Below are 13425 nucleotides of genomic sequence, written 5' to 3'. Positions count from 1 at the left end.
CCTTACTCTCCCCCCAGATGTGCTGTCGCCCGCAATGAGGGGCCGCCTACCGACACCAGCATCATCTGTTTCTTTCCACAGTAGCCACCGCACTCCCACTGCATATCATCAGCCACCGCATCCACACTTCTCAAAACGTCCATGGCTTTGCCTGATACCGTGGTGTCTTTGATGGCACGACCTAACTTGCCGTTTTTAATCTCATATCCCAAATCAACACCAAACATAAACTCCGTAGTCGAATCGGCTTGTCCGTTGCTGGAGCTCAGCAGCAAGTATCCTTGTTCTACGCCTTCAATCATGTCGTTGTAGCTATCTGTACCGGGTAAAATAGCGGTGTTACGCATACGAATTAAAGGTTCGTCGTTGATATCATAGGCTCGCGCATTTCCTGTTAGGGGCATCTCCATCTCTGCCGAGGTCTCCCGGCTGTGCATAAAGCCGTTAAGCACGCCTTTATCAATCATTACAACGTCATTGGCGGGTGTACCTTCATCGTCAGCATACACAGGGATCTGAGTTTCCAGCCCATCGTAGTGATGAGCGAAATCCACCATGGTGATCAGGTCACTCGCCACCTGTTCACCCAATAGCTCGCAAGTTGCAGCCCCACCCTGAACAATATCCGCTTCACAGGGGTGCCCCATCGCTTCATGGGCCAGCATGCCGGTAAGCGTTGGCGCAAATATCAGCGTATGATTCCCGCCTACTGCAGGAACAGCCTCTCTCTTCGCCATCAGATGTTGATAAAGCTCGTCGAGACGCTGCTCCATCACTGATAAATTTAGATCCAGATCAGCGATACCACCTTTGCCAGAGATCCAGTCGTATAGTTCAACTGGCTGGCCATCCTTACCTTCAATGGAAAATATACACATGCACTCTGAGCGCAGAACAGACGAATAAACATCACTATCTGTGCTGGTCAGCAAGTGCTTGTTATGCTGCTCGGAGCTCAAAAAAAACTGCATCGACGATAGCTTGGGATACTTGTCACGGCATAAACCATCCAGAGTTTGCAGCCAGTCGATACACTCCTGCTTGGTAAAAGGTGTTTTACCTTGGAAAATATGTTCACCGCGGTAATGAGATGTGGGTAAATTCAGTGGTTGTTTGCTACCGAACGCCGACATCGCCTGGGCATTACGATTTGCTTTTGAAAGAAGTTTTTGGGAGTTAGCCTCAACACCACTACTTTCAGAGGCGAAGCCCCAATACCCGTCTCGGCACACGCGGGCAGAAGTACCCACCGAGTGACTGGCGGCGTTATCAGTCAAACTGCCATCCACCATCATCATGAAACTCTTCCTCAGTTCGTGATGGCGCAATTCAGTGTAATGGGATATGTCCCCGGGTAACGCGAGTAATGTACTCACAAAAATCCTTTTATCTTGAGTAGAAACAGCCAATTAGTGAACCGTAGAGACGAGCAGATAGCAAGAAGAATAAGGCCTGCGCGCTTAAGTTGTGGCTCAGATAACAAAAAGCCCTCCACATGTTGGAGGGCTTATCAATCAGAAGCTTCGAAGCAGATTACTTCAGCAGGTCATCAATCTCAGCACTGGGTGCGTGGCGGATATCTTTACCTTTAACACAGTAAACGATGTACTCAGCGATGTTCTGACAGCGGTCACCAATGCGCTCCAGTGAACGCACCGCCCACATCACTTCCAATACTTTAGGAATGGCGCGGCTATCTTCCATCATGTATGTGACCATTTCACGCAGGATACCCTCGTATTCACGGTCTACCTTTTTGTCTTCCTTGTGCACTTTCAATGCAGCATCAACATCCATGCGAGCAAATGCATCGAGTACTTCATTAAGCATGTCACTTACATGACGACCCATGCTATCAAGGCTGGCAATCAACTGAAGCTGCTTCTTGTCGTACTCGCCTTCCATCGCCACCTTGGCGATCTTCTTGGCGGTATCACCAATACGCTCAAGGTCTGCAGTGCTCTTATTAATGGCTACCATCAGGCGCAGGTCAGAAGCGGCTGGCTGACGCTTAGCAATAATCTGGATACATTTTTGATCAATATCCAGGTCAAGCTGATTGACCTGCTTATCCTTCTTACGCACTTCTTTAGCCAGATCGATGTCGTTCTCTTCAATGGCTTTCAGCGCGTCACGCAGTTGCTTCTCAACCAGACCACCCATGGTGAGTACCTGGTTGCGAATGTTCTCAAGTTCAGTATCAAACTGACCAGAGATGTGTTTCGTCGTGTTCATAGTTTCCATGGGATAGCTCCAAGCAATCCTTCAAATTAAGTTTAGCCGTAACGACCTGTGATGTAGTCTTCGGTCTTCTTCTTCGCCGGCGTGGTAAACAGGGTGTTGGTATCGGCGTACTCAATCAACTCACCCATATACATGAATGCGGTCTGATCAGAAACTCGCGCCGCCTGTTGCATGTTGTGAGTCACGATTACCACGGTGAACTGCTCTTTCAGATCGTTAATCAACTCTTCAATGGTGAGTGTTGAGATCGGGTCCAATGCAGAGGTTGGTTCATCCAACAGCAGTACCTCAGGCGAAATAGCAATAGCACGGGCAATCACCAGACGCTGCTGCTGACCACCAGAAAGGCCAAATGCGTTATCGTGCAGACGATCTTTTACTTCATCCCACAATGCAGCACCACGAAGTGAGCGCTCAACCGCTTCGTCCAATTCGCGACGGTCATTAACACCTTTAAGGCGCAGGCCGTATACCACGTTCTCATAAATGGTTTTTGGGAACGGGTTAGGACGCTGGAACACCATGCCTACGTTACTGCGCAGTGCAGCAACATCGACGTTACGGTCGTAGATATTCTGGCCGTGTAACAGGATCTCACCTTCAATACGACAGATATCAACCAGGTCATTCATACGGTTCAGACAGCGTAACAGCGTTGACTTACCGCAACCAGATGGGCCGATGAAAGCCGTGACCTGGTTCTTAGGAATGTTCATGCTGACATTGTGCAGCGCCTGCTTATCACCGTAATAAAGATCCAGATTACGAATCTCCAGAGCCTTCTGCTCCGGCGTCATGTTCTCCAAGTCCAGCTTCGCGCTTGAACCCTCTTTCAAGGTGGTTTTTACATCAATCATTTTCTTACCTCAAAATTCTCTTAATCAGTCCGGATTAGTGTTCAAGCGACCGGAACTTCTCCCGCAGGTGATTTCGGATCGAAATCGCCGTCAGGTTCAATGTCACAATAACGGTTACCAACAGGAAGGAGGTGGCGTACACCAACGGACGCGCTGCTTCCACGTTAGGGCTCTGGAATCCAACATCATAGATGTGGAAGCCAAGGTGCATAAATTTACGGTCCAGATGGACAAACGGGAAGTTGCCATCGACTGGTAAACTTGGCGCCATTTTCACTACACCCACCAACATCAGTGGCGCAACCTCACCCGCTGCACGAGCTACCGCCAGAATAAGTCCAGTCATAATTGCCGGGCTGGCCATTGGGATAATGATGCGCCACAGGGTTTCAGCTTTAGTCGCACCCAACGCCAAGCTACCTTCGCGGATCGCTTTCGGAATTCGAGATAAACCCTCTTCCGTGGAAACAATCACTACCGGCAAAGTCAGGATTGCCAATGTCAGTGCCGACCAGATAACTCCAGGCGTACCAAAGGTCGGTGAAGGCAGTGCTTCAGGATAGAACAGTTTATCCAGGGAGCCACCCAACATGTAAACGAAGAAACCAAGACCAAATACGCCGTATACAATCGAGGGAACACCCGCCAGGTTAATTACCGCGATACGGATCAGCTTAGTTACAGAGTTTTTGCCGGCATACTCATGCAGGTAGATGGCTGCAATCACACCAAATGGCGTTACGATGATAGCCATCAGCATTACCATGAATACGGTACCGAAAATCGCTGGGAACACACCACCTTCGGTGTTAGCTTCACGGGGGTCATCCGAGATGAACTTGCCGACTTGAACAACCCAGCGCCAAACTTTTTGAGGCCAGTTCATTGCGTTCGGGTAGCTTACATCCAGTACATACTGCATGTTGATGTTTACCTGCTCGCCACGCATATCCTTGACGATAACCGCATCGCGACGCATCTGATCTCGATACGAAAACAGATTGGTTTCGTGTCCCTGATACTCCACGGCCAACTCCGCACGACGCATGGTAAAGCGGTCGATATCATCCTGAGTCAGATTATCTTCGAGTACCAGACCACGCTCCTGCAGACGCATGCGCTCCAGTTCATAGTTGATCTTACCAATGGCACCGTTTTGCAAGTCCAACGCTTTATCGTTGAGCTCAACAGAGCGGTCAATGCGCAGTTCCAGTTCAGCAACCACATCTTTGGTGGCAACTGGCTGACCATTTTCCAGTACCTGCTGAGGGTAGCCGTAGAAGTTACCGTTCTTTGAACGTTCAAATACAGCAATATTTTCAGGAATACGGCGGTCTACGATACTGGTTTCCAGGATCCAGCGGAAATCCAGCTCTACGAATTCACGGTTACCGGTTTTAACCAGATAACGCTTTACGAATTCCTCTTCGTAGCCATCAAGGTTGACACCCGCTTGACGCAGACGGTCAGCTGGGACCTCTTCGCTATCATGGATCTCACCAATCACCTGTACGATTTCACCGTTCGGCTGACGCACATCAAATTCATAGATGGTTGCTGGCCAGAAATAGGTCAGACCGCGCCAAGCAATTAGCAGCAACAATCCGATAACTGCGACCAGTGACGCACTTACCGCGCCACCCGTCATCCAGATCCACGGGGAACCTGACTTAATCCAATTCTTCATCTGAGTCATTCCCCTTACATCGAGCTATAACGTTCGCGCAGACGTTGGCGCACGAACTCAGAAACTGTGTTGAAGATGAAGGTCAACACGAACAGAACAAAGGCTGACAGGAACAGGATGCGATAATGGGAACTGCCCACTTCGGCTTCCGGCATCTCAACTGCAATGTTGGCCGACAAGGTACGCATGCCCTGGAAGATGCTCCAATCCATCAGCGGCGTATTACCCGTCGCCATCAGTACAATCATGGTTTCGCCTACGGCACGGCCGAGGCCCATCATCACAGCAGAGAAGATACCCGGTGATGCGGTCAGCAATACAACACGTGTCAGGGTCTGCCAGCGCGTGGCACCCAATGCCAGTGAGCCATTGGAAAGGTGTCCAGGCACACTGAATACCGCATCTTCAGCGATAGAGAAGATGGTTGGAATAACCGCAAAGCCCATCGCCAGACCAACAACCAGAGAGTTACGTTGGTCAAACGAGATACCCAGTTCATTGGTAATGTAAACACGAGCATTGCCATCAAACAGCAGTTCTTCCAGCGCCGGGCTCAAAGCAAATGAGAGCCAGCCAAAGAACAGCACCACGGGTACCAACATCGCCGCTTGCCAGCCCTCTGGCAGACGGTTAGCGAAATCTTTTGGCAATAGATTAAACAGGTAAGCCGAGAGCAAGATGCCGAACGGAACCAGGAACAGAACCGCGAGTACACCCGGCAGATTTTCCTCAATCAGCGGCGCAAGCCAAAGACCCGCCAAGAAGCCCAGAATTACCGTCGGCAGCGCTTCCATAATCTCAACGGTAGGCTTCACCCAGGTACGCATCTTAGGCGTCATGAAATACGCTGTGTAAATCGCACCCGCCAAAGCAATTGGCACCGCAATCAACATGGCGTAGAACGCAGCCTTAATCGTACCGAAGGTCAGAGGCATCAAAGACAGCTTAGGCTCGAACTCGTCACTACCTGATGTGGACTGCCAAACGAACTGAGGATCTGGGTAGCCTTCGTACCAAACCTTGGTCCACAGTGCGCTGATAGTCACTTCCGGGTATTCGTTTTCTACTTTATAGAAATAGACGTTGCCATCGTGCTCCATCAGAGACGCATTGTGACGTGGTGACAGCGCCAAGGCATCTCCAGCACTATCAACAAATTTTTCTCCAAACAGCTTGGTATCACCCGTAGCGTGGTAAATACCAACACGGCCATTTTCAGTAGTGGTCATAAATCCTTTACGGCCTTTCTCAGAAACGAACTGAGTTACCGCACCTTCAGACTTAAAACCTCGAATGCGCTGGAACTTACGACCATTTTCATCACTGACTTCAAACCACTGGCTGATATCGCCGTTTTGGTAACCAATCATCAAAGATGAAGCACCAGTCAACAGGCCAATGGTTGAGACACCAGAAGGCTTCTGCGTCAGGTCTATCACCTGCTTAACAACAGGGTTGTAGAGATCGCGCAGGTTCCACACTTCAATCTTGTTGCCGCCACGGACAAACAGGTGGTTCTGGTCCGGCGTCAATAACATCTGATCGATACCCGCTAAGTGCGTCTCGATAGTTGTGTGGCTGGGGGTCCAGACAATATCACCCGAGAGGAAGTCCTCTTCTGCACTGAACGCGGCTAATACCAAGCGGTTGTCTTCAGTGAGTGAAACCACACTGGCCGACTCTTCATCCAACGCCATTGCCAACTGTTTGATTGCTTGTCCCTGAGGGTCAAACGTCAGTGGCTCACTGCCCAGTGGGTATGCCAACTCAGGAGTCAGTACACGAACATCATTCGGGAATGTGGTACGGAACTGAGGCTTAACAATCACACCCATGCCGCTTTCGTCAGCATAGGCGACCATCTCCTCACCAGTCGATACACTTGCCGCAGCAGTTATCGGCGCAGGTAAGCTCAACCGCTCTACAAACAGCTCATCACCGGCTTTGTTCTCACCAACATCTTGGGCAGAGAAAAAACGAACATCGCCGTTTTCAGCAAAGCGATAACCGATTTCAGTCTGCTCTTCGATACCGAGAGCAACCACTGGCGAATCAGCATTAACTGCGTACTTGAACTGCTCTTCCATATCTACCGATTTGAAAATCGGCAATACCACGTAAAGCAGATAAAAGAAGATAAGCAATAACGCGACTAGCACCATTAAACCACCGCCAGTCACGCCATAGCGCGCTAAATTGTCTTTAAACAGTCGACCTCGACTGCTCCGAAAAATCGGCACCGAGTTGGCAGCCATGGAAAACCTCACCCATAGTTTGATGGCGCAGAGTATATGACGTTTATATTACAAAATTGTTACTGCGAAATTCTGCTTGGTTTTTATTGAGTTAGAACAACTCAGTGAATATGAAGTCACTGGACAACGAGCCTAACGACTTTAATAATGAATACTTAATATGTACAAAGGATTACAGCATGAAACAGTTGGTTATAACGCTGCTGGGTGAAGACCGCCCAGGCATTGTCGATTCAATTTCCGAAACCGTGTTGGCGCATCAGGGTAACTGGCAGGCAAGTAGCATGCGGCACCTGGCGGGATTATTTGCTGGTATCCTCGAAATCTCCGTTGCAGATGACCAGGCAGAAGCACTGAAACATCAGTTGGCAACACTGCCCGGTCTGCAACTCACGGTTCAGGAAGGTATCAGCGCAGAGAAACAAGCCCAACGTGTCACCCTTTCCGTAACCGCAAACGATCGCCATGGTATCGTTCAGGAGGTCTCCAGCACTTTAAATGGGCTGGGTGCCAATGTGCTTACACTGGAAACTCGCTATGAAAGTGCGCCAAACTGGGGACAACCACTTTTTAAAGCCGATGTTCTGGTTAGCCTGCCAAACACGATTGAGCTATATCAGATCACAGAGGGTTTAGAGGCGATCGCTGACGACTTGATGGTGGATGTGGAATCAGCTTGATTGGGCTAAATCAAGCTGTGAACAATTAAAAGAGGAATTCGTCGTACCGTAATAAAAGTGTCACACACCCTTTGGATGATAGGACCGCGAATCCATGCCTCGAGAACACCGACAAGTAGGAGAATTTATGAGCGTCGACAATCTGTATGTCGAAAAGGAACTCAGCTGGCTGTCATTTAATGAACGAGTTCTTCAGGAGGCTGCAGATAAATCGGTTCCCATTGTCGAAAGAGTCCGGTTCCTGGGTATTTTTTCCAATAACCTCGACGAATTTTTCAGGGTCCGCGTGGCCGACGTAAAACGTCGTTTGTTGATTCGCCGCGCTGCTGGTAAAGAAGTTAGCCATACCCAACATCTCCTCAGTAAAATCCAAACAAAAGTATTGAAGCTGCAGGAAGACTTCGATCTTATCTATACCGAAGTTCTGAAAGGATTAGCCCGCCACAATATTTTCCTGGTGAATGAAGAGCAGCTCAGTGAACAACAAGGCGAATGGCTGAAAAAGTATTTCCGCGACAAGCTGCTACGCTACATAGCACCAACCATCATTGAACGTGACACCGATCTTGCGCGCATCCTTCAAGATGACCTGACCTATCTGATATGCGAGATGCGCAGTAAAGAACAGGTTAAATATGCCGCCATCGAAATCCCTACCGATGATGCGCCGCGCTTTATCGAACTGCCCAGAGAAAAGGGTAAAAAGCGCAAGAATATGATCTTGCTGGATAACATTATCCGCCACTGCCTGGATGATATTTTCAGCCCCTTCTTTGAGTATGAAAGCTGTAGCGCTTACTCAATGAAGATGACCCGGGATGCCGAATATGGTCTATCTGATGACATTGACCAGTCTCTGGTTGAACAGATGTCAGAAGGCCTGAAGCAGCGTCTCACAGCTGAGCCTGTTCGCTTTGTACATGACCGCGAAATGCCAGAGTCGATGATTGAACTGATTAAGTTCAAGCTGGGCATCACCAATTTCGATTCTATTGTACCTGGCGGTCGCTATCACAACTTCCGCGACTTTATCGGCTTTCCAAATATTGGCCGAGCTTATTTGGAGCACCCTAAAGTACCTGCGGTAAACAGCCATGACTTCGCTTCTCACATTACGGTATTTGAAGCCATCTCAGCGAAAGATATCCTGCTCTATTACCCCTATCACAAGTTCCGCTATGTCACAGAGTTTCTGCGCCAAGCCGCGTTTGATCCCGCTGTGAAAGATATCAAGCTGAGCATTTACCGATTGGCCAAACGCAGCCGTATTATTAAGTCGCTGATCGACGCCGCCGAAAACGGCAAGAAAGTGACTGTAGTTGTAGAGCTGCGCGCGCGATTTGATGAAGAAGCTAACATTGAATGGGCGAAAGTACTCACCGAAGCGGGCATCAAAGTCGAATTTGGCGTTCCCAGCCTGAAATGTCACTCCAAGCTTTGCCTGGTAACACGCAAAGAGGGTGATGAATTAGTACGCTACGCCCATATAGGTACGGGTAACTTCCACGAAAAAACAGCAAAAATCTACACTGACTTCAGCCTGTTTACCCGTAACAGCGAGATAACGCAGGAAGTGGAAAATGTGTTCGAGTTTATCGTCCACAGCTACAAACGTTTCCACTTCAAGCACCTCATTGTTTCACCTACCGATAGCCGTACACGCATCTACCGAGCGATTGACCGTGAAATATCAAATGCACAGCGCAACCTGCCAGCGCGGATATTTTTGAAGATAAACAACCTGGATGACAAAGGTATTATCGACAAGCTTTACGAAGCCAGTTGCGCCGGCGTAAAAGTACGAATGATTATTCGTGGCATGTGTGCCCTTGTGCCTGGCATTCCAGGTATCAGCTCAAATATCGAAGTGCTCTCTATTGTTGACCGATTCCTGGAGCATCCGCGTGTTGCCGTGTTCCATAACTCAGGCGAGCAGGATGTCTGGATATCGTCTGCTGACTGGATGACACGTAATATCGACAAACGGGTCGAGGTAGGCACTCCCATTTATGATGACAAGCTGAAACAGCAGATCATAGATATTATGGAGATACAGTGGTCTGACACCACCAAGGCTCGGATCATAGATAAAGAGCAGTCCAATAAATACAAACCTCGCGGTAACAGACGTAAGATCCGCTCGCAAATCGCAATTTACGATTATTTGAAAGAGATCGAACAAAACAAAGCAAACGCTAATTAAGGCTTGCCATTCTGCCTGCGCTGACCGAACATCAATAAAACCCAAGCAATTGGGGATGCCGGTCAGCGACAGCGAGCAGAGCCTATGAAGCCATTAAAACTGCAAGCCCAACTGAAAGACAAAAAGTCATCAGCCCACCGAGAAGTTCAAATTGGTGCGGTGCCCTTTCTTATCGAAAACAATCAACTCAAAGTCGTTCTTGTCACTAGCCGCAGTGGGCGACAGTGGCTATTTCCCAAAGGACACGATGAGCTACACATGACCCGCAAGGGCGTGGCTCGTACCGAGGCGTACGAAGAAGCAGGCTTACTGGGAAGCATTGGACCCAAGCGTTATACCGTCACCTGTTTACGGCGTTGCCATGGCAGACTGAGACTTCACACCTTTTATCCAATGGAAGTGACTTACCTACTGCCCAAGTGGCCTGAAATGCACCAGCGCCGACGCAAAGTTGTCTCAATCGCCAAAGCGATGAGGATGCTCAGCTGTTCGTCACTCAAGAGTGTATTGGCAGAAATGTTAGCGGAAGTTAAGCCACTGAGGCGCGCCGCATAGCAGTTCGCCTCAGCTAGCCTAGCAGGTTAGTAAACTCAACCAATCAGGATCAGAGTTGCTAATCCAAGGAAGGTAAAGAAACCGCCGACATCTGTCAGTGTGGTCACCAATACACCACCAGCGAGTGCTGGGTCTATCTTCATTTTCTGAAGGAACATAGGCGTGAGCACACCGGCAATCGAAGCAATAAACAGGTTTACCACCAGCGCCATCGCTATCACTACGCTGAGTAGCAGGTGCTCAAACCATAGGTAAGCGACCAGGCCAACGAGCACAGAAAACAGCAGGCCATTTAAAAGCCCCGCCCTTACCTCGCGACTAAACAACCAGCCGATATTACCTCGGTTGATCTGACCCAGCACCTGGGCCCGGATCATAATGGTCAGTGATTGGTTTCCCGCGATCCCGCCCATACTGGCCACAATAGGTTGCAGTACTGCAAGTGCAACGAACTGTTCAATGGTCGCCTCAAACAGGCCAATGACAGCTGCCGCCATAAAAGCAGCTACAAGGTTAATCGACAACCACACGGCACGACGACGCTGGGTTTTGAGCACGGGAGCAAAGGTATCCTGCTCAGCGTCCATACCTGCCCGCTCCATGATGTGGTTTTCTGCTTCATCACGGTACAGGTCAACGATATCATCTACGGTAATTCGCCCCAGAAGATAACCATCACTGTCTACGACAGGGGCTGACACTAGGTCGCGTTTTTCGAACAAACTTGCCACTTTTTTACTGTCGGTATCGACAGCAATGCTAAGTGGTTCCTCGTTCATCAGGCTGCGTATCTGGGTTGCGGGATCTGAGGTCAGCAGTTCGTTAACTGGCACGGTACCTAAAAGCTTATCCTCGGTATTAACCACCAGCAGGGTGTCGAATATCTGAGGTAGCTTGGGCAGTTGACGAAAATAGCGCAGCGCCGTTTTTACTGTGATATGCGGACGGACGGTCACGGTATCAGTGTTCATCAAACCGCCAGCGATATCGTCGCTGTAACCAAGCACTCGCTCTACCCGCAATCGGTCCTGAGCGCCCATAGAGTGCAATACCTGCGCTGTGAGGGTGGCAGGAAGTTGCTGCAGAATATCTGCAATATCATCGGTGTCCAGTTCAGCAGTGGCATCAGCAAGCTCCTGAGGCGCCATCCGTTCCAAGAACTCGGCAGCCACATCTTCCGCCAGCTCAGACAACACTTCGCCTCGGTACTTTTCCTTTAGCAGCTTCCAAATCACCTGACGTTCAGGCGGCGTACTGGATTCAATAAGGTCGGCAATATCAGCAGGAGGAAGACTGTAATTAAGCAGATAGCGCACGTTACTCAGGGAGCCGCTATCTAAGCCTGCTTCAACAAGGCTGAAATCTCTGGCAATACGGGCTTCTCTGGTTACTTTATCTGTCATGCTTCCTCCTCTAAAAATACGCTGAATCGGAAAATAGTTGAGGGGTAAACTAAAAAACGATGCGGAAAACGCCTTTAGAGGCGGTCTATTTTTATAGTGTGCCTTACTGACCACAGAACTGTTAAATGGTTGCAATTATTAGGGTCTTTTGACCTTTGCTGTTTGTTTTTGCGGCAATTTGTTGGTGATTTAGACGAGGCAGAGGCTGTGAAGTTGAGTGGCCCTCAATGAATAGCCGATAACGAAGCATAAATCGCCAACAAATGCTGCCCCTTCATTTGAGGTAAATGGGGTTCGTTGAAACACGTTCTGACCTGCGTCATTCGCTACTTACTTAGATCGCTAAGCTACAACAAAATCCAAACACGAAAGGTCAACAGACCCTGATGATTTTAATTTTAGCTGAACATAAAGCAAAAGCCCCGGCATGTGCCGGGGCTTTCAACTGAATCACTTAGCAGTGGGTAATTACAGCTCGATACCCAGCTTTTTCAGGTCAGCCATCACAACCTTGTTAGGCAGTGGGATGTAACCGTCTTTTTCTACGATCTTCTGACCAGTCTGAGACAGAACCATCTTCAGGAACTCACGCTCCATTGGTGCCAGAGGCTGGTTAGGGTGCTTGTTCACGTAAACGTACAGGTAGCGAGACAGAGGGTACTTGCCGTTAGCAGCGTGCTCAATGTCAGCTGGGATGAAGTTAACGCCGTCTTTTGACAGAGGTACAGCGCGAACACCAGAAGTCATGTAACCGATACCTGAGTAGCCGATAGCGTTCAGAGAAGCAGATACAGACTGAACAACAGAAGCAGAACCAGGCTGTTCGTTTACAGAGTTACGGAAGTCACCCTTACACAGAGCTTTCTTCTTGAAGTAACCGTAAGTACCAGATACTGAGTTACGACCGTACAGTTGGATATCTTTCTTACCCCAGTCGCCAGACAGACCGATGTCGCCCCAAGAACCTACATCAGAAACTGAGCCACACTTACGAGTGCTAGAGAAGATAGCGTCAACCTGCTGGATAGTCAGGCCTTTGATTGGGTTGTCTTTGTGTACAAAAACAGCCAGAGCATCGATCGCAACACGAACAGCAGTAGGCTTGTAACCGTGACGCTTTTCGAAAGCAGCAACCTCTTTGTCCTTCATCTGACGGCTCATAGGACCGAACTGTGAAGTACCTTCAGTCAGTGCTGGTGGAGCAGTAGAAGAACCTGCAGCCTGGATCTGAATGTTTACGTTAGGGTAAGCGCGCTTAAACTCTTCAGCCCAGAAGGTCATCATGTTGGCCAGAGTGTCTGAACCGACAGTTGACAGGTTGCCAGAGATACCAGAGGTCTTCTCGTACTTAGGCAGTTCGGCGTCAAGTGCAGCCACGTTGGCAGAAAATGCGGTGGCTACCGTCAGGCCGATAGCGCCAACCAGATGTTTCAGTTTCATTGTTTACTCCGTTTTAGGGGTCTTCCCAAGCATTAATCGCGCTCAAGTATCTGGCGCTTTAATGACAACTCTATGAACTGAATGTGACGCTTTTATTACAA

Annotated in this window: 10 protein-coding genes; 3 read left to right on the top strand and 7 right to left on the bottom strand. The window is 49.1% G+C overall.

Going from position 1 to position 13425, the window contains the following annotated elements; translation table 11 throughout:
* Window positions 1-2 precede the first annotated feature (2 nt).
* From ABEA14_RS03475 to ABEA14_RS03455, 5 genes are all read right to left on the bottom strand, one after another.
* The gene (locus ABEA14_RS03475; RefSeq protein ID WP_345338456.1) at window positions 3-1376 is read right to left on the bottom strand and encodes a TldD/PmbA family protein; all 1374 of its coding nucleotides are present in this window, start codon (window positions 1374-1376) and stop codon (window positions 3-5) included.
* Window positions 1377-1533: 157 nt separating this feature from the next.
* Entirely contained in the window at window positions 1534-2244 is a 711-nt protein-coding gene (gene phoU / locus ABEA14_RS03470) for a phosphate signaling complex protein PhoU (RefSeq protein WP_345338455.1), read from the bottom strand.
* 32 nt (window positions 2245-2276) lie between these two features.
* Window positions 2277-3101, bottom strand: coding sequence for a phosphate ABC transporter ATP-binding protein PstB (gene pstB / locus ABEA14_RS03465; RefSeq protein WP_345338454.1), 825 nt, complete (start codon window positions 3099-3101; stop codon window positions 2277-2279).
* A 34-nt stretch (window positions 3102-3135) separates the two neighbouring features.
* Window positions 3136-4788, bottom strand: a complete 1653-nt coding sequence (gene pstA, locus ABEA14_RS03460; protein WP_345338453.1) for a phosphate ABC transporter permease PstA — start codon at window positions 4786-4788, stop codon at window positions 3136-3138.
* Window positions 4789-4802: 14 nt separating this feature from the next.
* Window positions 4803-7043 carry an ABC transporter permease subunit gene (locus ABEA14_RS03455; RefSeq protein WP_345338452.1) on the bottom strand — a complete coding sequence of 747 codons (2241 nt, stop codon included), beginning with the start codon at window positions 7041-7043 and terminating at the stop codon, window positions 4803-4805.
* 179 nt (window positions 7044-7222) lie between these two features.
* Between ABEA14_RS03455 and ABEA14_RS03450 the strand changes: the two genes are divergently transcribed.
* The 3 genes from ABEA14_RS03450 to ABEA14_RS03440 all read left to right on the top strand — a co-directional run bounded on the left by ABEA14_RS03450 (window position 7223) and on the right by ABEA14_RS03440 (window position 10481).
* Window positions 7223-7723 carry a glycine cleavage system transcriptional repressor gene (locus ABEA14_RS03450; protein ID WP_345338451.1) on the top strand — a complete coding sequence of 167 codons (501 nt, stop codon included), beginning with the start codon at window positions 7223-7225 and terminating at the stop codon, window positions 7721-7723.
* Window positions 7724-7850: 127 nt separating this feature from the next.
* Window positions 7851-9926 carry a polyphosphate kinase 1 gene (gene ppk1 / locus ABEA14_RS03445; protein ID WP_345338450.1) on the top strand — a complete coding sequence of 692 codons (2076 nt, stop codon included), beginning with the start codon at window positions 7851-7853 and terminating at the stop codon, window positions 9924-9926.
* An 84-nt stretch (window positions 9927-10010) separates the two neighbouring features.
* A complete protein-coding gene (locus ABEA14_RS03440; RefSeq protein ID WP_345338449.1) occupies window positions 10011-10481 on the top strand; it encodes an NUDIX hydrolase in 471 nt (156 codons plus the stop codon).
* A 35-nt stretch (window positions 10482-10516) separates the two neighbouring features.
* Here ABEA14_RS03440 and mgtE read toward each other — a convergent pair whose 3' ends face one another.
* The gene (gene mgtE, locus ABEA14_RS03435; RefSeq protein WP_345338448.1) at window positions 10517-11884 is read right to left on the bottom strand and encodes a magnesium transporter; all 1368 of its coding nucleotides are present in this window, start codon (window positions 11882-11884) and stop codon (window positions 10517-10519) included.
* Window positions 11885-12352: 468 nt separating this feature from the next.
* Window positions 12353-13324: a PstS family phosphate ABC transporter substrate-binding protein gene (locus ABEA14_RS03430; protein WP_345338447.1), complete on the bottom strand. Its 972-nt coding sequence runs from the start codon at window positions 13322-13324 to the stop codon at window positions 12353-12355.
* Between the last annotated feature and the right edge of the window lie 101 nt (window positions 13325-13425).

Source organism: Corallincola platygyrae (genome assembly GCF_039544265.1).
Classification (GTDB): domain Bacteria; phylum Pseudomonadota; class Gammaproteobacteria; order Enterobacterales; family Neiellaceae; genus Corallincola; species Corallincola platygyrae.
Note: the sequence above shows the minus strand (reverse complement) of the source record. Positions and strands in the feature narration are given on the sequence as shown.

Coding starts and splice junctions, on each gene's coding strand:
- phoU (WP_345338455.1), bottom strand. CDS start 2,244: ATGGAAACTATGAACACGACGAAACACATCTCTGGTCAGTTTGATACT.
- pstB (WP_345338454.1), bottom strand. CDS start 3,101: ATGATTGATGTAAAAACCACCTTGAAAGAGGGTTCAAGCGCGAAGCTG.
- pstA (WP_345338453.1), bottom strand. CDS start 4,788: ATGAAGAATTGGATTAAGTCAGGTTCCCCGTGGATCTGGATGACGGGT.
- ABEA14_RS03455 (WP_345338452.1), bottom strand. CDS start 7,043: ATGGCTGCCAACTCGGTGCCGATTTTTCGGAGCAGTCGAGGTCGACTG.
- ABEA14_RS03450 (WP_345338451.1), top strand. CDS start 7,223: ATGAAACAGTTGGTTATAACGCTGCTGGGTGAAGACCGCCCAGGCATT.
- ppk1 (WP_345338450.1), top strand. CDS start 7,851: ATGAGCGTCGACAATCTGTATGTCGAAAAGGAACTCAGCTGGCTGTCA.
- ABEA14_RS03440 (WP_345338449.1), top strand. CDS start 10,011: ATGAAGCCATTAAAACTGCAAGCCCAACTGAAAGACAAAAAGTCATCA.
- mgtE (WP_345338448.1), bottom strand. CDS start 11,884: ATGACAGATAAAGTAACCAGAGAAGCCCGTATTGCCAGAGATTTCAGC.
- ABEA14_RS03430 (WP_345338447.1), bottom strand. CDS start 13,324: ATGAAACTGAAACATCTGGTTGGCGCTATCGGCCTGACGGTAGCCACC.